21 protein-coding genes and 1 other RNA gene are annotated in these 20,023 nt (G+C 61.4%); 16 read left to right on the forward strand and 6 right to left on the reverse strand.

The features are described 5' to 3' along the window. Positions 1–15 precede the first annotated feature (15 nt). Complete coding sequence (locus CWR53_RS04555; RefSeq protein ID WP_167338593.1) at positions 16–912, reverse strand: GlxA family transcriptional regulator; 897 nt, start codon at positions 910–912, stop codon at positions 16–18. Between the two features lie 238 nt (positions 913–1,150). Beyond that, positions 1,151–2,191, reverse strand: a complete 1,041-nt coding sequence (locus CWR53_RS04560; RefSeq protein ID WP_100850926.1) for an NADP(H)-dependent aldo-keto reductase — start codon at positions 2,189–2,191, stop codon at positions 1,151–1,153. A 258-nt stretch (positions 2,192–2,449) separates the two neighbouring features. Between CWR53_RS04560 and rplM the strand changes: the two genes are divergently transcribed. From rplM to CWR53_RS04595, 7 genes are all read left to right on the forward strand, one after another. Then, positions 2,450–2,878 carry a 50S ribosomal protein L13 gene (rplM, locus tag CWR53_RS04565; protein ID WP_003260798.1) on the forward strand — a complete coding sequence of 143 codons (429 nt, stop codon included), beginning with the start codon at positions 2,450–2,452 and terminating at the stop codon, positions 2,876–2,878. Between the two features lie 14 nt (positions 2,879–2,892). Then, entirely contained in the window at positions 2,893–3,285 is a 393-nt protein-coding gene (rpsI, locus tag CWR53_RS04570) for a 30S ribosomal protein S9 (RefSeq protein WP_003251821.1), read from the forward strand. A 261-nt stretch (positions 3,286–3,546) separates the two neighbouring features. Beyond that, entirely contained in the window at positions 3,547–4,140 is a 594-nt protein-coding gene (gene petA, locus CWR53_RS04575; RefSeq protein WP_100850927.1) for a ubiquinol-cytochrome c reductase iron-sulfur subunit, read from the forward strand. Beyond that, the gene (locus CWR53_RS04580) at positions 4,140–5,351 is read left to right on the forward strand and encodes a cytochrome bc complex cytochrome b subunit (RefSeq protein WP_028687198.1); all 1,212 of its coding nucleotides are present in this window, start codon (positions 4,140–4,142) and stop codon (positions 5,349–5,351) included. The genes petA and CWR53_RS04580 overlap by 1 nt, the downstream gene beginning before the upstream one ends. Then, a complete protein-coding gene (locus CWR53_RS04585; protein WP_058604943.1) occupies positions 5,351–6,130 on the forward strand; it encodes a cytochrome c1 in 780 nt (259 codons plus the stop codon). The genes CWR53_RS04580 and CWR53_RS04585 overlap by 1 nt, the downstream gene beginning before the upstream one ends. 117 nt (positions 6,131–6,247) lie before the next feature. Continuing rightward, entirely contained in the window at positions 6,248–6,871 is a 624-nt protein-coding gene (locus tag CWR53_RS04590; RefSeq protein ID WP_100850928.1) for a glutathione S-transferase N-terminal domain-containing protein, read from the forward strand. 10 nt (positions 6,872–6,881) lie between these two features. Beyond that, positions 6,882–7,313, forward strand: a complete 432-nt coding sequence (locus CWR53_RS04595) for a ClpXP protease specificity-enhancing factor (protein ID WP_058604945.1) — start codon at positions 6,882–6,884, stop codon at positions 7,311–7,313. An 87-nt stretch (positions 7,314–7,400) separates the two neighbouring features. Here the strand turns inward: CWR53_RS04595 and CWR53_RS04600 are convergent, their stop codons facing one another. The 4 genes from CWR53_RS04600 to CWR53_RS04615 all read right to left on the reverse strand — a co-directional run bounded on the left by CWR53_RS04600 (position 7,401) and on the right by CWR53_RS04615 (position 10,844). Further along, positions 7,401–7,979: a BON domain-containing protein gene (locus CWR53_RS04600; RefSeq protein WP_058604946.1), complete on the reverse strand. Its 579-nt coding sequence runs from the start codon at positions 7,977–7,979 to the stop codon at positions 7,401–7,403. Continuing rightward, positions 7,976–8,569: a phosphoheptose isomerase gene (locus tag CWR53_RS04605; RefSeq protein WP_012274070.1), complete on the reverse strand. Its 594-nt coding sequence runs from the start codon at positions 8,567–8,569 to the stop codon at positions 7,976–7,978. The genes CWR53_RS04600 and CWR53_RS04605 overlap by 4 nt, the downstream gene beginning before the upstream one ends. An 86-nt stretch (positions 8,570–8,655) precedes the next feature. Beyond that, positions 8,656–9,027 carry a YraN family protein gene (locus CWR53_RS04610; protein WP_058604947.1) on the reverse strand — a complete coding sequence of 124 codons (372 nt, stop codon included), beginning with the start codon at positions 9,025–9,027 and terminating at the stop codon, positions 8,656–8,658. After that, positions 9,027–10,844: a penicillin-binding protein activator gene (locus CWR53_RS04615; protein ID WP_058604948.1), complete on the reverse strand. Its 1,818-nt coding sequence runs from the start codon at positions 10,842–10,844 to the stop codon at positions 9,027–9,029. Before CWR53_RS04615 ends, CWR53_RS04610 begins: the two co-directional genes overlap by 1 nt. Positions 10,845–11,111: 267 nt before the next feature. On the opposite strand from CWR53_RS04615, the gene rsmI reads away from it, so the two are divergent. The 9 genes from rsmI to mraY all read left to right on the forward strand — a co-directional run bounded on the left by rsmI (position 11,112) and on the right by mraY (position 20,022). Continuing rightward, a complete protein-coding gene (rsmI, locus tag CWR53_RS04620; RefSeq protein ID WP_230379337.1) occupies positions 11,112–11,903 on the forward strand; it encodes a 16S rRNA (cytidine(1402)-2'-O)-methyltransferase in 792 nt (263 codons plus the stop codon). Positions 11,904–11,973: 70 nt separating this feature from the next. Further along, an RNA gene (rnpB, locus tag CWR53_RS04625) (RNase P RNA component class A) lies at positions 11,974–12,347 on the forward strand. A 308-nt stretch (positions 12,348–12,655) separates the two neighbouring features. Beyond that, positions 12,656–13,111 carry a division/cell wall cluster transcriptional repressor MraZ gene (gene mraZ / locus CWR53_RS04630; RefSeq protein WP_023534344.1) on the forward strand — a complete coding sequence of 152 codons (456 nt, stop codon included), beginning with the start codon at positions 12,656–12,658 and terminating at the stop codon, positions 13,109–13,111. After that, entirely contained in the window at positions 13,108–14,055 is a 948-nt protein-coding gene (gene rsmH / locus CWR53_RS04635; protein ID WP_058604950.1) for a 16S rRNA (cytosine(1402)-N(4))-methyltransferase RsmH, read from the forward strand. The genes mraZ and rsmH overlap by 4 nt, the downstream gene beginning before the upstream one ends. Then, entirely contained in the window at positions 14,052–14,345 is a 294-nt protein-coding gene (ftsL, locus tag CWR53_RS04640) for a cell division protein FtsL (protein WP_023534348.1), read from the forward strand. The genes rsmH and ftsL overlap by 4 nt, the downstream gene beginning before the upstream one ends. After that, positions 14,345–16,093 (forward strand): penicillin-binding protein 2, encoded by a 1,749-nt coding sequence (locus CWR53_RS04645; RefSeq protein WP_167338592.1) that lies wholly within the window; start codon positions 14,345–14,347, stop codon positions 16,091–16,093. Before ftsL ends, CWR53_RS04645 begins: the two co-directional genes overlap by 1 nt. Beyond that, positions 16,093–17,580: a UDP-N-acetylmuramoyl-L-alanyl-D-glutamate--2,6-diaminopimelate ligase gene (locus CWR53_RS04650; RefSeq protein WP_100850929.1), complete on the forward strand. Its 1,488-nt coding sequence runs from the start codon at positions 16,093–16,095 to the stop codon at positions 17,578–17,580. Before CWR53_RS04645 ends, CWR53_RS04650 begins: the two co-directional genes overlap by 1 nt. Next, positions 17,573–18,940 (forward strand): UDP-N-acetylmuramoyl-tripeptide--D-alanyl-D-alanine ligase, encoded by a 1,368-nt coding sequence (murF, locus tag CWR53_RS04655; RefSeq protein WP_100850930.1) that lies wholly within the window; start codon positions 17,573–17,575, stop codon positions 18,938–18,940. Before CWR53_RS04650 ends, murF begins: the two co-directional genes overlap by 8 nt. Beyond that, positions 18,940–20,022 (forward strand): phospho-N-acetylmuramoyl-pentapeptide-transferase, encoded by a 1,083-nt coding sequence (gene mraY, locus CWR53_RS04660; RefSeq protein WP_015271711.1) that lies wholly within the window; start codon positions 18,940–18,942, stop codon positions 20,020–20,022. Before murF ends, mraY begins: the two co-directional genes overlap by 1 nt. Position 20,023: the final 1 nt, after the last annotated feature.

Genomic DNA, 20,023 nt, shown 5'->3' on the forward strand with positions numbered 1-20,023 from the left:
GCAGCCCGATTGCGCTCAGGCTTCTTGCATGAACTGCTGGCGATACTGGTTCGGCGACAGGTCGGTGTGCTGGCGAAACAGCCGGGCAAAGAAGCTGGCATCGTCATAGCCCACCTCATAACTGATGGTCTTGATGCTCTTGCGCGTGCTCGACAACAGTCCCTTGGCCGTCTCGATGCGCAAGCGTTGCAGGTAATGCAACGGCTTGTCCCCGGTCGCGCCCTGGAAGCGGCGCATGAAGTTGCGAATGCTCATGCCGTGGTTGCGGGCCACGTCCTCGAAGCGGAACTTGTCGGCGAAGTGCTCTTCGAGCCAGTGCTGGATCTGCAGGATGATCAGGTCCTGGTGCAGCTTCTGGCCGCCAAAGCCCATGCGTCCCGGCGTGTAGTTGCGCTGCACTTCGTACAGAATGTCGCGCGAGACGGCCCGCGCCACATTGGCCCCGCAAAAGCGCTCGATCAGGTAGATGTACAGGTCGCAGGCCGATGTGGTGCCGCCGGCGCAGTACAGGTTGTCGGCGTCGGTCAGGTGTTTGTCCTGGGTCAGGCGTACTTGCGGGAAGCGCTCGGCAAAACTGTCGAAGAAACGCCAGTACGTGGTCGCTTCCTTGCCGTCGAGCAGACCTGACTCGGCCAGCCAGAACACGCCACTGGCCTCTGCACACAGCACGGCGCCCCGGGCATGCTGTGCCTGCAGCCAGGGCAGCACCTGCGGATAACGTTGCAACAGGTTGTCAAAATCGTCCCAGAACGCCGGAAGAATGATCACGTCGGCATCATCCAGGCCGCCGTCCACCGGCAGCTGCACGTTGCTGAAGCTCTCGACCGGCAACCCGTCAGGGCTGACCAGGTGGATCTCGAACATGGGCTGCAAGCCCAGGCCTAACTGTTTGCCGTAGCGCAAGCTGGCCAGGTGAAAGAAGTCCTTGGCCTGCATCAAGGTCGAAGCGAATACCTTGTCAATGGCCAGGATGCTGACGCGCCGCAACGACGCGGAGGGTTGGGTAAACATCATTGTCATTGTTCTTATAGGATGGAGTGGTCAATCACTGGCTGGATCGTCTTATTTTTTACGGGTCGTGTCTAGCCTGGTAGATCGCGCCGCCCGCTGCACGGGTAAGCCCGTGAAGCAAGCGACGTCGGGTGCGTGCTCAGGGTGCGGGATTGGGCTGGTCCTGATGAATGGCCTCGATGGCTGCCAGCAGCTCGTCATCGAGGGTGAGTTCGAGGCTGGCCAGGTTGCTGTCCAGTTGCTCGAGGCTGGTAGCGCCGATGATGTTGCTGGTCACGAATGGCTGACGGGTAACGAAGGCCAGGGCCATCTGCGCCGGATCGACACCGTGTTCACGGGCCAGCTGTACATAACGTTCGCAAGCGGCCACCGTCTGTGGGTTGGAATAGCGGGCAAAGCGGCTGAACAGGGTCAGCCGCGCCTTCTCCGGGCGGGCGCCGCCTTCGTATTTGCCCGAGAGCATGCCAAAGGCCAAGGGCGAGTAGGCCAGCAGACCGCACTGCTCCCGGATGGCGATTTCGGCAAGCCCCACCTCGAAGCTGCGATTGAGCAGGTTGTAGGGGTTCTGGATGGAGACGGCCCGAGGCCAGCCACGGCTTTCGGCCAGCTGCAGGAATTTCATGGTGCCCCAGGGGGTTTCGTTGGACAGCCCGATGTGGCGGATCTTGCCCGCGCGCACCTGCTCGTCGAGCACCTCCAGGGTTTCTTCCAGTGGCGTGAAATGGTCCTGCGGCAGGTGCTGGTAGCCCAGCTTGCCGAAGAAGTTGGTGCTGCGTTCAGGCCAGTGCAGCTGGTAGAGGTCGATGCGATCGGTCTGCAGGCGCCGCAGGCTCTCTTCCAGTGCCGCGACGATGTGTTGCCGGTTGTGCCTGAGTTGACCGTCGCGGATATGGCTGATGCCATTGCCGGGGCCGGCCACCTTGCTGGCCAGTACCCAGTCGTCCCGATCGCCCTGGCGGGCGAACCAGTTACCGATGATGCGCTCGGTAGCGGCATAGGTTTCCGGCCGCGGGGGTACCGGATACATCTCGGCGGTATCGATGAAGTTGATGCCCGCGGCCTTGGCCCGGGCAATCTGTTCGAATGCCTGGGCCTGATCGTTCTGCTCGCCCCAGGTCATGGTGCCCAGACACAGCGCGCTGACTTGGAGGTCGGTGCGACCCAGCTGACGGTAGTCCATCGGTTGCTTGCTCCTTGGCTATGGTCATTCATCAAAGCAGGTTGATATTTTTCCCGCAATCTGGATAATTCAGCCCCTCTCCGCGTGGCGGAAGTGATGCACCATCACGCAGGAAGAACCCCGTCGAACATTGGCGTGCCTGACCCGAGCCCCCAAAAGCGTCAGCGTTCGGCTGCGCGCTTGCCCTTGGCAAGCTGTGCACTATCCAGTAAGATTCGCCGTCTATTTTTCGCTGGGCGGCCTCTGAGGCTTTAGAGAATGAAAACTTTTACTGCTAAACCGGAAACAGTAAAGCGCGAGTGGTTCGTAGTCGACGCCGCTGGCCAGACCCTGGGTCGTCTGGCTACCGAAATCGCTAGCCGTCTGCGTGGCAAACACAAGCCAGAATACACCCCTCACGTTGATACCGGCGACTACATCGTCGTCATCAACGCCGAGCAGGTTCGTGTGACGGGTGCCAAGTCTTCCGACAAAATGTACTACTCCCACTCCGGTTTCCCAGGTGGTATCAAGGAAATCAACTTCGAGAAGTTGATCGCCAAGGCCCCTGAGCGTGTTATCGAGACTGCGGTCAAAGGCATGCTGCCGAAGAACCCGCTGGGTCGCGACATGTACCGTAAGCTGAAAGTGTACGCGGGTGCTGCTCACCCACACACTGCTCAGCAGCCTCAAGAACTGAAGATCTAACGGGATAGTTCATTATGTCGGCGACTCAAAATTACGGCACTGGCCGTCGCAAGACCGCAACCGCTCGCGTATTCCTGCGTCCGGGTACTGGTAACATCTCCATCAACAACCGTTCTCTGGACGTGTTCTTCGGTCGCGAAACCGCTCGCATGGTTGTTCGCCAGCCACTCGAGCTGACCGAAAGCGTTGAGAAATTCGACATCTACGTCACCGTTTCCGGTGGTGGTGTCAGCGGTCAGGCCGGTGCGATCCGTCACGGTATCACCCGCGCCCTGATGGAATACGACGAAACCCTGCGTGGCGCTCTGCGTCGTGCTGGCTACGTCACCCGCGACGCTCGTGAAGTCGAGCGTAAGAAAGTGGGTCTGCGTAAAGCGCGTAAGCGTCCTCAGTACTCCAAGCGTTAATACCGCTTCGGCAGTCGAAAAAAGCCCGGTTCCTTGGAACCGGGCTTTTTTTTGCCTTGGATAATTCACCCGCTCGTCGGTGAGCGCCTTTCCCATAGACGTAGATCAAGCAAAGCGTGGGTAGTGGCCGTGCAGCCCGGTAATCACCTTGTCAGTGTGTGGTTTTGTTACTTACCATGGCGACCAATTTTTAGCGCCACAGACACAACGTAGGTACGAGCCTGGTTCAACAGGCCAAGCAAGCTGATGGGAGAGGACTGAATGAGCAATGACGGCGTCAACGCAGGCCGGCGCCGCTTCCTCGTAGCCGCGACATCCGTGGTCGGGGCAGCGGGAGCAGTGGGGGCTGCGGTACCGTTCGTGGGGTCATGGTTCCCCAGTGCCAAGGCGAAAGCTGCAGGCGCACCGGTAAAGGTCAACATCGCCAAGGTCGAGCCAGGACAGCAGATGGTCGCAGAATGGCGAGGGCAGCCTGTGTTCATCGTGCGGCGAACGGCTGAGATCCTCGGCAACCTCAAGAAAATCACCGGCGAATTGTCAGACCCTGATTCCCAGGCATCGGACCAGCCGACCTACGTCGATCCGCAAGTACGCTCCATCAAGCCGGAGATCCTCGTGCTGGTTGGTCTGTGCACGCACCTGGGGTGCTCGCCCACCTTCCGCCCGGAAGTGGCCCCCGCCGACCTCGGTCCCAAATGGGTCGGAGGCTATTTCTGCCCGTGCCATGGTTCCCACTACGACATGGCAGGGCGAGTGTACAAGTCGCAGCCGGCACCGCTGAACCTGCCGGTGCCGCCCCATGCCTACGAGTCCGACGAGATCATCGTCATCGGTATCGACCAGGAGAACGCATGATGAGCAAGTTCATGGACTGGATCGACGCGCGTTTCCCTGCCACCAAGATGTGGGAAGACCACCTCAGCAAGTACTACGCGCCCAAGAACTTCAATTTCCTGTACTTCTTCGGCTCCCTGGCCTTGCTGGTGTTGGTCAACCAGATCGTCACCGGGGTCTGGCTGACGATGAGTTTCACGCCTTCGGCCGAAGAGGCCTTCGCCTCAGTCGAATACATCATGCGTGACGTGGAATACGGCTGGATCCTGCGCTACTTGCATTCGACGGGTGCGTCGGCCTTCTTCATCGTGGTCTACCTGCACATGTTCCGCGGCCTGCTGTATGGCTCCTACCAAAAGCCCAGGGAGCTGGTATGGCTATTTGGTATGCTGATTTACCTGGCGCTGATGGCTGAAGCGTTCATGGGCTACCTGCTGCCATGGGGGCAGATGTCGTATTGGGGTGCTCAGGTGATCATCTCGTTGTTCGGGGCCATTCCCGTCATCGGTGATGACATCACCCAGTGGATTCGCGGCGACTACCTGATCTCGGGCATCACGCTCAACCGCTTCTTCGCCCTGCATGTGGTGGCCTTGCCGATCGTCATCCTGGGCCTGGTGGTGCTGCATATCCTGGCCCTGCACGAAGTCGGCTCTAACAACCCCGACGGCATCGACATCAAGAAGCACAAGGACGAAAACGGTATCCCGCTGGACGGTATTCCGTTCCACCCGTACTACACCGTCAAGGATATCGTCGGGGTGGTCGTGTTCCTGTTCGTGTTCTGCGCCGTGGTGTTCTTCTTCCCGGAAATGGGCGGGTACTTCCTGGAAAAACCCAACTTCGAACAGGCCAACGCCTTCAAGACCCCCGAGCACATCGCGCCGGTGTGGTACTTCACGCCGTTCTACGCCATCTTGCGCGCCGTACCGGACAAGCTGATGGGCGTGATCGCCATGGGTGCAGCCATTGCCGTGCTGTTCGTGCTGCCATGGCTGGACCGCAGCCCGGTTCGCTCCATGCGCTACAAGGGCTGGATAAGCAAACTCTTCCTGCTGGTGTTCTGCGTCGCCTTCATCGTCCTCGGCGTGCTGGGGGTACTGGCGCCAACGCCTGGGCGTACCTTGCTGTCGCAGGTGTGCACGTTCCTGTACTTCGCCTACTTCCTGCTGATGCCGTTCTACACAAGGCTCGAGAAGACCAAACCGGTTCCGGAAAGGGTGACTGGCTGATGAAAAAGTTGATTGCTGTATTTCTCCTGGCAGTGATGCCTGCATTTGCCCTTGCTGCAGAGCATGGCGTGGAACTGGACAAGGTCGATATCGACCTGAGCGACAAGGCAGCGATGCAGGACGGTGCGCGCACGTTCGCCAACTACTGCATGGGGTGCCACAGTGCCAAGTTCCAGCGCTATGAGCGGGTGGCTGATGACCTGGGCATTCCCCACGACGTGATGCTTGAAAACCTGGTGTTCACCGGGGCCAAGATTGGCGACCACATGCAGATTGGCATGAAACCCAGCGATGCCAAGACCTGGTTCGGTGCCGCGCCACCCGACCTTACCCTGGTGGCACGGGTCAGAGGCGCCGACTGGCTGTACAGCTATCTGCGCAGTTTCTATGAAGACCCATCGCGGCCCTACGGCGTGAACAACAAGGTCTTCCCGAACGTCGGCATGCCGAACGTGCTGGTTGGCCTGCAGGGAAACCAGGTGATCGGCTGCAAGCAGGTGCAGACGGTGGTGGACGGCAAGAAACAATTTGACCCATTGACCGGCACGCCGTTGACCCATGAAGCCTGCGATCAGCTGACCATCACGCCGAATTCCGGTACCCTGACCACCGAGCAGTTCGACGAGAAGGTCAAGAACCTGGTGACCTTCCTGGCCTATTCGGCCAACCCGGTCAAACTGGAAAGCCAGCGCATTGGTACCTACGTATTGCTGTACCTGGCTTTCTTCTTCGTATTCGCCTACTTGCTCAAGCGTGAATACTGGAAGGACGTGCACTGATCACGCAGTAACCTCTGGTTGTTGAACGCGCCTGTGGCGCACTGGCAGTTATGCCAGTGCGCCACAGGCGCGTTTTCATTTACAGTTTTACAAGCATCCCTCGAGAGGAGGCGCTACATGGGCGTAACCAATGGGTTAGCCTGCTATTCCGACCCTGCCGATCAATACTCGCATCGGGTTCGCCTTGTGTTGGCCGAAAAGGCCGTTGACGCGCACATCACCGACGTCGATACCGACAAGATTCCGCCGCGGCTCGCCGAACTGAACCCGTATGGCAGCGTGCCGACCTTGGTTGATCGGGATTTGGTCCTGTATGAGTCGTCGGTGATCATGGAGTACCTGGAGGAGCGCTATCCGCATCCTCCGCTGATGCCGGTCTATCCGGTGGGGCGTGGCAATAGCCGGTTACTGATGCACCGTATCCAGCGTGACTGGTGCAGCCTGGCTGATCAGATTCTCTACCCACGCACCGGTGAGGCTGCCCGTGCAGAGGCTCGCAAGGCGCTGCGCGAGAGCCTGACCGGTGTGTCGCCGCTGTTTGGCGAGTTCGCCTGTTTCATGAGTGATGAGCAAAGCCTGGTCGATTGCTGTCTACTGCCCATACTCTGGCGTCTGCCGATGATGGGTATCGAATTGCCGCGGCAAGCCAAGCCGCTGCTGGATTACATGGAGCGACAGTTCGCCCGGGAGTCATTCCAGGCAAGCCTGTCGTCCGTTGAACGCGAAATGCGCACGCTTTGAGGAGCTGTTGATGAACTCCAGTCGCCCCTATCTGGTTCGAGCACTGTACGAGTGGATCGTCGACAACGATTGCACACCCCATATGTTGGTCAATGCCGAGTACCCGAAAGTACAGGTGCCGGAAGGTTTTGCCAGTGATGGCCAGATCGTCCTGAATGTGTCGCCCAGCGCTGTGCGCAGTTTGCACATGGACAATGACGCCGTCAGCTTCGAAGGCCGTTTTGGCGGCGTGCCCCATTCGTTGTTCGTGCCCATTGGCGCGGTACTGGGTATTTATGCCCGCGAAAATGGTCAGGGCATGGTTTTCGAGTTGGAGTCTTCGATGATGGAGGACGAGGAAATCGAGGACGATCAGGAGCAGCCTGATGATGATGGGCCGCCAGAAGGCGGCGGGCAGCCACCGCGCCCGAGCGGTCGGCCAAGTTTGAAAGTGGTGAAATAAGAAAAGGCGATCCGCAAGGATCGCCTTTTTAGTACTGGCAATAGGCTAGGTGCGCGAGGGCCTGCGCGGCCTGGCGTGCTCAAGTGCTTAGTCGATGTACTCGAACAGTTTCACGATCTTCTGCACACCAGACACGCTTTGCACGACGGCAGTGGCGGCATTGGCCTCCTGCTGGGTGACGAGCCCCAACAAATACACGATGCCATTCTCGGTGATCACTTTGATCCGCGAGCTGGGTACTGCTGTATCGGCCAGCATCTGAGTCTTGATCTTGGTGGTCAACCACGCATCGTTGTTGCGCGCCAGGATGGAGGAGGGCTGCATGACCTGCAGTTCGTTATGCACCTTCTTGACGCGCTGGACCTGGCTGGCCGTCTGCTCGGCAAGGCTCTTGAGGTCGGCGCGTGGCGTCTGGCCAGCCAACAGAACGATGCCGTTGTAGCTGCTGACGACGATGTGCGAGCCCTTGTCGAGGTCCGGGCTTGCCTTGGCGATGTTCACCGATGCCTTGGTCTCGATCAGTGAATCGTCGATCTTGCTGCCAATGGTGCGAGTGCCCCGGTCGTCCTCGATGGGCGAATTACGAGCAGAGTTGAGTACCGAACTGCAGCCGGTGACGCTCAGGCACAAGGTCAAGGCCATGAGGCCAATGCGCATAGGGGTCATTCTTCACTCCCGAACAGTTGGCTGTCGATCAGATCGCACAGGCAATGGATCGCCAGCAGGTGGACTTCCTGGATGCGAGCGGTCACCGTCGAGGGTACCCGAATCTCGACGTCCTCTGGCAGCAATAGCGAGGCCATGCCCCCGCCGTCGCGGCCCGTCAATGCTACGACAATCATTTCGCGGTCATGTGCGGCCTGGATGGCCTGGATGACGTTGGCGGAATTGCCGCTGGTGGAGATGGCCAGCAGAACATCCCCGGGTTGGCCCAAGGCGCGGATCTGCTTGGAAAACACCTCGTTGTAACTGTAGTCGTTGGCAATCGAGGTCAGGGTCGAGCTGTCAGTGGTCAGCGCGATTGCTGGCAGGCTGGGGCGTTCGCGTTCGAAGCGGTTGAGCAGCTCCGAAGAGAAATGTTGCGCATCGCCGGCCGAGCCACCGTTGCCGCACGCGAGCATCTTGCCCTCGTTGAGCAGTGCGTTGACCATGACCAGGCTGGCCTGCTCGATGTGCGGTGCCAGGATGTCCATTGCCTGTTGCTTGGTATCGATGCTGGCCTGGAACAGCCGGCGGATTCGGGATTGCATGTCCATCTGGTGACCTTAAATGGGGCGGAGGCCGTCGCGGCACGCGACGGTAATCAGCCCGCGAAACATAGAGCATAAAGAACGAAGTGGGTTCAGCATTCGAAGGCGTTTTTCAACCATTCGAGCGGCTTGCCAGCATGATGGCTGCCTTGAAGGGCGACCACGTCGAAGCGGCAAGGACAGTTGCCCCATTGAGGTTTCTGATGCAGGAACAGGCTGGCGGCAAGCACCAGCCGCTTCTGCTTGCGCTGATCGATACTGCCGAGGGCGCCACCGTAGTGCGCGTGCAACCGATAGCGGACTTCGACGAATACTACTGTATCGGCGTCGAGCATGACCAGATCAAGCTCGCCTCCTTTGCATCGCCAGTTGCGGTCAATCAGCTTCAGGCCATGCCCTTGAAGGTACTCAAGGGCATGGTTTTCCGCCGCTTGCCCAGCATGGCTTGGCGAGGCAGCGGTCATCAGCGGGGCGTATCAGGGAGGCGCTTGACCTGGCCGCCGGCGAACTCTGCCCACGGCAACTGACGCTCAACGCGCTGGCTGGCATTGATGCCCAGGTTGCCAGACAGGCCCTGGATACGGCTGTCCGGCAGGGCCTTGAGCTGACCGAGGCGCGGGGCCAGGCTGTAGGCGTCTACACCCATGGCATACAGGCGGCCCAGGCTGCCCGCCGCTTGCGGCCATTGCTGTACCACCTGCTGGCGGAGGCTGTTGCTGCTGTCGAGCAACCATGGGGTTTCACAGAAACGGATGCCGTTCATGTCGTTGTACTGGTTCACATCGCCGCTGGCGCTGTACAGGTTGGAGGTCGCGTAGACTGGCACGTCACCTGCGTACTGGAAGTTCAGCGTAGGCTTGATCTGCTGCGCCTGCTGTGGGGTGGCTGCCAGGAACAGGAAATCGATGTCCTGGCGACGTGCCGGCTGGGCAGCGATGCTGCCACCCACGGTGCTTTGCACGCTCTTGGCGCGCCCTTCGCTTTGGCGCAGCTGGAACAGGTCGGCAATCTGCTGGGCCAGTGCAACGGGCTGGGCAATACGCTCTGCAGCCAGCAGTGTGCCGCCGTTGCTCTCCCAATCCTGACGGAACGCGGCCAGGACACGATCGCCCCATTCACCGCTCGGCACCATGGCAACGGCGCGGACCATGCCGTCTGCGCGGGCCCTGCGGGACACCTCGCGGGCCTCGTCCTCGGCGGCAAGGCCGAACTGGAACAGCTGAGGCGGCGCCTTTTGACCCGCGTCGGCGTAGTTCAGTGCCAGGGTGGTGATCGGAAGCTGCGGCTTGGCAGCCAATTGCTTGACCAGGGGTTTCTCCAGTGGGCCAATGACAAGCTGCACGCCGTCGGCCTGGGCCTGGCGGTAGAAGTCGTCCAGCGACCCTATGCGGGAGCTGTCGACCATCTGCACGGACGGGGCGGGCTGCCCGGATTGCTGGGCCTGGAAGTGGGCGGCCATGAACCCGTCACGCAGCGCGCGCGCCACACCGGCCAATGGGCCTTCCTGGGGAAGTAGCAGGGCAATACGCGTCAGAGGTTGGCTAGCCAGTTCCTTGAGTTTGGTGAGGGCAGTGGGCAACTGTTTCGCGGCAGGATGATCCGAGTGCTGTTTGACCCAGTCGTCGATGGCTGCCTGTTGCTGCTCCAGGGTGCCGGCGCCCTTGACGGCCAGGGCGAGGCTGGACCAGCCCGCCAGGACCGGATCGTTGGCGGGCTGTTGCAGCTGCTCGGTCGACAGCGATGCGACAAGTGACCAGATGGCATCGTGGTTGGCGCTGGCGGCTTGCCCGCTGAGCAGCGGTGCCAACAGCACACGCTGCTGGGCAGCGGCCATGGCCTGCCCGTCGGCCTCCAGAGCGGCGGCATGTACCGAGTAGGTGCGCACCTGCTGTTGCGCAGGCAATTCGGGCACATGCTGCAGGCTGGGGTGCTGCAGTGCGCTCAAGGCAGCCTTGGGTTGGTTGCGGCTCATGGCAAGTTCGGCGGTCAGCGTGACGGCGAACACCTGCTGGGCGGGCTTGAGCGTGTCTACCTGGACTTGTTCGAGAATGCGTGCGGCGCGCGGGAAGTCCTTCTGCTGGTAGGCCATGTCTGCGGCGCTCAGGCGCAGCAGTGCGGCATCTTCGGCAGACTTGCTGGAGGTCGCCCGTTCGAGCAGTTGCTCGATGCTGGCATCCGGCGTACGTGGCAGCTCGCCAAGGCTGGATGAGGGCGAACTGGCGCAGGCTGCCAGCAGGGCAGCGAGACAGAAGGCTGTGAGCAGCCGCAGGCAGGCGATCATGTAATTGTCCTGTTACTCGATCAAGTTGGCTGGCGATTGTACCCAAGCGCTGGCCGGGGCGCGATGTCGCCGTGTGGAAGCTTCACTATAGGCCCGCTGTGGCGCAGCGGCGTTCAACTTCTTTGCGCGCTGTTGCGGGTGCTCGGGCTACAATGCCTGCTTTGATTTCAATGGCAGGTGCGTGCAGTGACTGATGTGGCCGGGGCTTCGACCGCCCCAGTGGGAACGCTTTATGTGGTGGCAACGCCTATCGGCAATCTTGATGACATGAGTGCCAGGGCGCTGAAGGTGCTGGCAAGCGTGTCACTGATCGCTGCCGAGGACACGCGCCATTCGATCCGCCTGCTGCAACACTTCGGCATCGACACACCACTGGCCGCCTGCCATGAGCATAACGAGCGGGATGAGGGTGGTCGCTTTCTGACCCGGCTATTGGCCGGCGACGATGTGGCGCTGGTGTCTGACGCAGGCACACCGCTGATTTCAGACCCCGGTTATCACCTGGTCCGACAGGCTCGCGCTGCAGGTGTGCCCGTGGTGCCGGTGCCTGGCGCCTGTGCCTTGATCGCCGCACTGTCAGCGGCAGGCTTGCCTTCGGATCGCTTCATCTTCGAAGGTTTCCTGCCGGCCAAGACAGCGGGGCGCCGCGCCCGTCTGGAGCAGGTCAAGGAGGAGCCGCGTACCTTGATCTTCTATGAGGCGCCGCATCGCATCCTGGAGTGCCTGGACGACATGCAGGCGGTGTTTGGCGCAGACCGTCCAGCAGTGCTGGCGCGCGAAATCACCAAAACGTTTGAAACCCTCAAGGGCCTGCCTTTGTCCGAGCTCCATGCGTTCGTTGCCGGCGACAGCAATCAGCAACGGGGCGAGTGCGTAGTACTGGTAGGCGGCTGGAGCGCCCCGGAAGGCGAACAGGGTATCGGCACCGAAGCGCAGCGCGTACTTGACCTTCTGCTGGCCGAGCTTCCGCTCAAGCGGGCAGCGGCGCTGGCGTCGGAAATAACGGGCGTCCGCAAGAACCTGCTGTATCAAGTTGCACTGGAAAAACAGAAAGCGTAGTAGTGGCTAATTGATATAAAAGGCGGTAACGCTTGTTCTTGGCAGCATCTGCCGGTACTCTTTGCGCCGGAGAGTCGATCGGACAGTCGCTGCCCGTTTAAGTTCCACCGCATTGCGGTGTCGCTGGCGGGGGGAGGAAAGTCCGGGCTCCGCAGGGCAGAGTGCCAGGTAACGCCTGGGAGGCGCGAGCCTACGGAAAGTGCCACAGAAAACAACCGCCTAAGCACTTCGGTGCCGGTAAGGGTGAAAAGGTGCGGTAAGAGCGCACCGCACGGCTGGCAACAGTCCGTGGCTAGGTAAACCCCACTCGGAGCAAGACCAAATAGGGTTCCATCAGGCGTGGCCCGCGTCGGAACCGGGTAGGTTGCTAGAGGCGTCCAGTGATGGCCGTCGTAGAGGAATGACTGTCCTCGACAAAACCCGGCTTACAGATCGACTCTTCACCTTTTCCCTCCTGCTTGAATCGATAGCAGATCTCATCTGGTAATGCCGAAAAAATCTTACTCTTGATAAATCACTTTAAGTTCGGCCCGCATCGGGTTGTGCGCATTTGATTTCTCAAGTCTTTTTATTCCCCAGATAGTCTTTCCACATTCCTTTAACGCGCTAAATCTCGGTCATGTAAGGCTTTTCCTTCCGAACGTGCCTTGACGGTGCTGCGGGCGGATTCCTATAGTGTGCGCAAGTGGCAGAAAGTGGGATGAAGTGGGTTTTCTGACACAAAAAAGCTAATATTGTGGGGAATCGCAGCCGTGTTTCGCGGAGCCAATGCCGTCAGTCTCGATGCCAAGGGCCGTCTCGCCATGCCGAGCCGGTACCGTGACGAGCTCGATTCGCGTTGCAACGGGCAGCTGATCGTGACCATTGACGCTGTCGATCCCTGTTTGTGCGTCTACCCGCTCGATGAGTGGGAGCAAATTGAAGCCAAGTTGCGAGCCTTGCCATCGCTTCGTGAGGAAAACCGCCGCCTGCAGCGCTTGCTGATTGGTAACGCGGTCGACCTTGAGCTTGATGGCAGTGGTCGCTTCCTGGTGCCGCCCCGCTTGCGTGAGTACGCCCGGCTGGACAAGAAGGCGATGCTGGTGGGGCAACTGAACAAATTCCAGCTGTGGGATGAGGAAGCCTGGAACACGGTTTCGGCAGCCGACCTCGCAGCTATCCAACAACCGGGCGCCATGCCCGACGAATTGCGTGACCTGATCCTGTGACCATAGATAGCGGCTTCAACCACATTACCGTCCTGCTCGACGAAGCTGTCGAGGCACTGGCCTTGCGCGCCGACGGTTGCTATCTGGACGGCACCTTTGGCCGTGGCGGACACAGTCGGCTGATCCTCAGCAAGCTCGGCCCAGAAGGGCGGCTGTTGGGATTTGACAAAGACCCACAAGCGATTGCCACAGGGCAAGCGCTGGCGGCCGAAGACGGCCGCTTTGTCATTGTGCAGCGCAGCTTTGCCGAGCTAGGTGCAGAGGTGGCCGAGCGCGGCCTGCACGGTAAGGTGAGCGGGATACTGATGGACCTAGGCGTGTCTTCACCACAGCTTGACGACCCGGAGCGTGGCTTCAGCTTCCTCAATGACGGGCCGCTGGACATGCGCATGAACCCCGACCAGGGCATCAGCGCCGCCGAATTCATTGCCACCGCGCCGGTCGAGGAAATCGCCCGCGTATTCAAGGAGTATGGCGAGGAGCGCTTTGCCGGCCGTATGGCCCGTGCAGTCGTCGAGCGCCGTGAAAAGCAGCCGTTCACCCGCACAGGCGACCTTGCCGAGGTTCTCAAGGTGGCCAACCCTGCATGGGAAAAGGGCAAGAACCCTGCCACCCGCGCGTTCCAGGGCCTGCGTATCCACGTCAACAACGAACTCGGCGACCTGGAAACCGGCCTGCAAGCGGCCATCGACGCACTGGAGGTTGGCGGTCGCCTGGCCGTGATCAGCTTCCACTCGCTCGAAGACCGCATCGTCAAGCTGTTCATGCGCAAACTGGCCAAGGGCGAAGCTGACAACCTGCCGCGCAACCTGCCCGTGCAACACAAGGTGTTCGAACCCACGATCAAGCTGATCGGTAAAGCCCAGTTCGCCTCCGATGCAGAGCTCAAGGCCAACCCCCGCTCACGCAGTGCAGTGATGCGTGTTGCGGAGAAATTGCGGTGAGCAAGTTGTTCGCCAAACCTCTGCCTGGCGGCAGCTTCCTCATGCTCATGCTGTTCGTCGGCGTGTTGGGCTCGGCCATTGCCGTGTCGTACAGCGCGCACTGGAACCGGCAATTGCTCAATACCCTCTACGGGGAGCTCAACGAGCGGGACAAGGCCCAGGCCGAATGGGGCCGGTTGATCCTGGAGCAAAGCACTTGGACAGCGGCCAGTCGCATCGAAAACCTGGCTACCGAGCAGCTCAAGATGCGCGTGCCAGCCGCTGACGAAGTGCGGATGGTGGCGCCATGATGAAGCTCGAAGGCGCACTCTACCCCTGGCGGTTCCGTGTAGTCGTCGGCCTGCTGGCGCTGATGGTTGGTGCCATTTGCTGGCGCATCATCGACCTGCAGGTCGTCGACCGCGATTTCCTCAAGGGGCAGGGCGATGCACGCAGCCTGCGCCACATTCCCATCCCTGCGCACCGTGGCTTGATCACTGACCGCAACGGTGAGCCGCTGGCGGTCAGCACGCCGGTCACCACGCTGTGGGCCAACCCCAAGGAAATGCAGGCTTCGCGCGACCGCTGGCCGCAGTTGGCAACCGCTCTGGGGCAAAACCCCCAGCAGCTCACCGAGCGCCTGACCCAGCAAGCCAACAAGGAATTCATCTACCTGGTCCGCGGCCTGACCCCGGAGCAGGGGCAGCATGTGCTGGACCTGAAGGTACCAGGCGTCTATGGGCTGGAAGAGTTCCGCCGCTTCTACCCTGCCGGAGACGTGACCGCCCACATGGTCGGCTTTACCGACCTGGACGATCACGGTCGCGAAGGCGTCGAGCTGGCCTATGACGAGTGGCTGGCCGGTGTACCGGGCAAGCGGCAGGTGATCAAGGATCGGCGCGGCCGCCTGATCAAGGACATCCAGGTCACCAAGAACGCCAAGGCAGGGAAGACCTTGGCGTTGTCGATTGACCTGCGCCTTCAATACCTGGCCACCCGCGAACTGCGCAACGCCATCGCCGAGCAGGACGCCAAGGCCGGCAGCCTGGTGATCATGGACGTCAAGACCGGTGAGGTTTTGGCGATGGTCAACCAGCCTACCTACAACCCCAACAACCGCCGCAGCATGTTCCCGGCGGCCATGCGCAACCGGGCCATCATCGACGTGTTCGAGCCTGGCTCCACGGTCAAGCCGATCTCGATGAGTGCCGCACTGGAAAGCGGCCGCTGGAAGCCTACCGACAAGGTCGAGGTTTACCCGGGCAGCCTGCAGATCGGTCGCTATACCATCAAGGACGTGTCCCGAAGCGAGGGTCCGATCCTCGACCTGACCGGCATTCTGATCAACTCCAGTAACGTGGGCATGAGCAAGATCGCCTTCGATATCGGCGGCGAAGCCATCTACCGTGTCATGTCCCAGGTCGGGCTGGGCCAGTACACCGGCCTGGGTTTCCCGGGTGAGCGCGTCGGCAACCTGCCCAACCACCGGGAGTGGCGCAAGGCCGAAACAGCCACGCTGTCGTACGGCTACGGCGTTTCGGTCACCGCCCTGCAGCTGGTGCACGCTTATGCAGCCTTGGCCAACGACGGCAAGATGGTGCCGCTGTCGATCCTCAAGGTGGACAAGGCGCCCGAAGCCGTCCAGGCGATTCCCAAGGAAACCGCAGAAACCGTGCAGGGCATGCTCCAGCAAGTGATCGAGGCGCCGCGCGGCGTGTTCCGTGCCCAGGTGCCGTTCTACCACGTGGCCGGCAAGTCCGGTACCGCGCGTAAAGCCACGGTGGGTTCCAAGGGCTACACCGAAAATGCCTATCGCTCGCTGTTCGCAGGCTTCGGCCCGATGAGCGACCCGCGCTATGCGATCGTCGTGGTAATCGACGAACCCGGCAAAGGCGGCTACTTCGGCGGTCTGGTATCGGCACCTGTGTTCAGCAAGGTCATGTCCGGCACCCTTCGGTTGATGAACGTGCCGCCAGACAACCTGCCGCCACCTGCGCCGGCAGCGCCGGCAAGCCAATCGCAAGTCAATGCAGCAGCCGCCAACGGAGGGCGAGGATAATGACAATGCCATTGAGCAAGCTCTTCGCCCATGCCAGTCGCGACCCGCTGATTCGTGAACTGACCCTCGATAGCCGCAACGTGCGCCCAGGCGACCTGTTCCTGGCAGTGCCTGGGGCCAAGGTCGATGGCCGCGAGCATATCGCCGACGCGCTGGCCCGTGGCGCTGCCGCCGTGGCTTACGAGGAACAGGGCGCCACGGTGCTGCCGCTGACCGATGTACCGCTGATTCCAGTCAAGGGCCTGATCGCCCAGCTGTCGGACATCGCCGGGCGTTTCTATGGCGAGCCCAGCCGCCAGTTGAACCTGGTAGGCGTGACCGGCACCAACGGCAAGACCAGCGTCACCCAACTGGTGGCACAGGCGCTCGACCTGTTGGGCCAGCGTTGCGGCCTGGTGGGTACCCTGGGGACGGGTTTCTACGGCGAGCTGAAAAGCGGTCGACTGACCACGCCTGACCCGATCGCCGTGCAGTCGACCCTGTACGACTTGAAAAAACAAGGCGCCAAGGCCGTGGCCATGGAAGTGTCCTCCCATGCCCTGGAACAGGGGCGTGTAGCGGCCTTGGCGTTCGACATCGCGGTGATGACCAACCTGTCCCGTGACCACCTCGACTACCACGGCAGCATGCAGGCCTACGAAGCGGCCAAGGCCAAGCTGTTTGCCTGGCCAAGCCTGCGTTGCCAAGTGGTCAATCTGGACGACGACTTCGGTCGTCGCCTGGCTGACGCCTACGCTCACAAGCCGATGGCCGAGCGCATCGATACCCGGTTGATCACCTACAGCCTGGAGCACTCGGACGCCTCGCTGTACTGCCCCAAGGCCAAGTTCGACGACGATGGCGTCTGCGCCACCCTCGTCACCGCCCAGGGCGAGCGCACGTTGCGCACGCAGCTGCTGGGTCGCTTCAACCTGAGCAACGTATTGGCGGCCGTGGCAACCCTGCTGGCGTTGGACTACGCCCTGGACGAGATCCTCAAGGTCATGCCGCAGTTACATGGCCCTGTTGGCCGCATGCAACGCCTGGGCGGCGGCGACAAGCCCCTTGTGGTGGTCGACTACGCGCACACGCCCGATGCCCTGGAAAAAGTGCTCCAGGCCCTACGCCCCCATGCCCACGGCCAACTGCTGTGCCTGTTCGGCTGTGGCGGCGACCGTGACCGGGGCAAGCGCCCGCTGATGGCAGAAGTGGCCGAACGTCTGGCCGACCGGGTGCTGGTGACCGACGACAACCCGCGGACCGAAGACCCAATGCGCATCTTCGACGATATTCGGCCCGGCTTTCAGGCGCCGGTCGAGGTGGCGTTCGTGGCCGGTCGCGGTGATGCCATCGCTCAGCTGATCGCCGGTGCCGCTGCCGACGACGTCATCGTGCTGGCCGGCAAGGGACACGAGGACTATCAGGAGATCAACGCGCAGCGCCATGCGTTTTCCGATTTGACCGAGGCCGAAAAGGCACTCGCAGCCTGGGAGGCCCCCAATGCTTGAGGCGATGACGCTTAGCCAGGTGAGCGCCACCTTGAAGGGTCGCCTGACCGGCGCCGATGCCCGCTTCGATGGCGTCAGCATCGACAGCCGCAGCGTCGCGCCGGGGCAACTCTTCGTTGCCCTGGCCGGCCCGCGCTTTGACGGTCATGACTACCTGACAGACGTCAAGGCCAAGGGCGCCGTGGCGGCGCTGGTCGAACGCGAAGTGCAGGGCGTCGACCTGCCGCAATTGGTGGTCGCCGATTGCCGCCTGGCCCTTGGCCAGCTCGGTGCACTCAACCGGGCGGCCTTCGACAAGCCCGTGGTGGCCATTACCGGGTCCAGCGGCAAGACCACGGTCAAGGAAATGCTCGCCAGTGTCCTGCGCACGCGCGGCCTGGTGCATGCCACACGCGGCAACCTGAACAATGACCTGGGCGCGCCGCTGACCTTGTTGGAAATCGCCCCCGAGCACAGCGCCGCCGTCATCGAGCTGGGCGCCTCGCGCATCGGCGAAATTCGCTACACCGTGGGTTTGACTAAGCCCCAAGTGGTCATCATCAACAATGCCGGCACCGCGCACGTGGGTGAATTCGGCGGCCCGGAGAAGATCGTCGAGGCCAAGGGCGAAATCCTCGAAGGACTGGGTGAGGGCGGTACCGCCATTCTCAACCTGGCCGACAAGGCCTTCGACACTTGGCGAACGCGTGCCGGCGATCACCGGATCGTGAGCTTTGCGCTCGACGATACCCGTGCCGATTTCCATGCCAGTGACATTGGCCGTGACCCCCGCGGCTGCCCGTCTTTCACCCTGCACGGGGCAGGCGAGCAGGCGCAGGTGCAACTCAACGTCCTGGGCGTGCACAACGTCAGCAACGCCTTGGCCGCCGCCGCCGCCGCCCATGCCGTGGGCATCAGCCTGCAGGGCATTGCTGCCGGCCTGGCTGCGGTCCAGCCGGTCAAGGGCCGCACGGTGGCGCAGGTCACCCCGAGCGGCGCTCGCGTGATCGACGACAGTTACAACGCAAATCCCACCTCCATGTGTGCCGCCATTGATATACTCGCCGGCTTTTCCGGACGCACCGTCCTGGTGCTTGGAGAAATTGGCGAGCTGGGTCAGTGGGCGCAGGAAGGTCACCGTCAGGTGGGTGACTACGCCCGCGGCAAGGTCGACGCCTTGTATGCGGTGGGCGCCAACATGGCGCACGCCGTAGAGGCGTTTGGTACCCATGGCCACCATTACGCTACGCAGGCCGCGCTGATCGAAGCAGTCAGTGCCGAAAATGCCGGCGATACCACTATCTTGATCAAGGGCTCGCGCAGCGCTGCGATGGAAAATGTCGTGGCTGCACTGTGCGGTGCCAGCGGGGAGAAACATTAATGCTGCTGCTGTTGGCCGAGTATCTGCAACAGTTCCACAAAGGCTTCGCGGTCTTCCAGTACCTCTCCCTGCGCGGGATTCTCGGGGTGCTTACCGCGTTGTCGCTGGCGCTGTGGCTGGGGCCGTGGATGATCCGTACCCTGCAAATTCGCCAGATCGGCCAGGCCGTTCGCAATGACGGGCCGCAGTCGCACCTGTCCAAGTCCGGTACGCCGACCATGGGCGGGGCATTGATCCTGTCTGCCATTGCCGTCAGTACCTTGCTGTGGGCTGACCTGACCAACCGTTATGTCTGGGTGGTGCTGATCGTTACCCTGGCCTTCGGTGCCATCGGCTGGGTCGACGACTACCGCAAGGTCATCGAGAAGAACTCCCGCGGCCTGCCAAGTCGCTGGAAGTATTTCTGGCAGTCGGTGTTCGGCCTGGCTGCGGCCGTGTTCCTCTACAAGACGGCCCCGACCAGTGTGGAGACCACCCTGATACTGCCGTTCATCAAGGACGTTACCATCCCCCTGGGCATCGGTTTCGTGGTGCTGACCTATTTCGTCATCGTCGGCTCCAGCAACGCCGTGAACCTGACCGATGGCCTGGATGGCCTTGCCATCATGCCGACCGTGATGGTCGGCGGGGCGCTGGGCATCTTCTGCTACCTGTCAGGCAACGTGAAATTCGCCGAGTACCTGTTGATCCCGTACGTACCCGGCTCTGGTGAGCTGATCGTGTTCTGCGGCGCACTGATCGGTGCCGGCCTGGGCTTTCTGTGGTTCAACACCTACCCGGCACAAGTGTTCATGGGCGACGTGGGCGCACTGGCGCTGGGCGCGGCGCTGGGCACCATCGCCGTGATCGTGCGCCAGGAGATCGTGCTGTTCATCATGGGCGGTGTGTTCGTGATGGAAACCCTGTCCGTGGTCATCCAGGTCGCTTCCTTCAAGCTGACCGGCAAGCGCGTGTTCCGCATGGCGCCGATTCACCACCACTTTGAACTCAAGGGCTGGCCAGAGCCACGCGTGATCGTCCGCTTCTGGATCATCACCGTGATCCTGGTGCTGATTGGCCTTGCCACCCTGAAATTGAGGTAGA

Origin of the sequence: Pseudomonas sp. SGAir0191 (assembly GCF_002812565.2) — a bacterium.
GTDB lineage: Bacteria > Pseudomonadota > Gammaproteobacteria > Pseudomonadales > Pseudomonadaceae > Aquipseudomonas > Aquipseudomonas parafulva_B.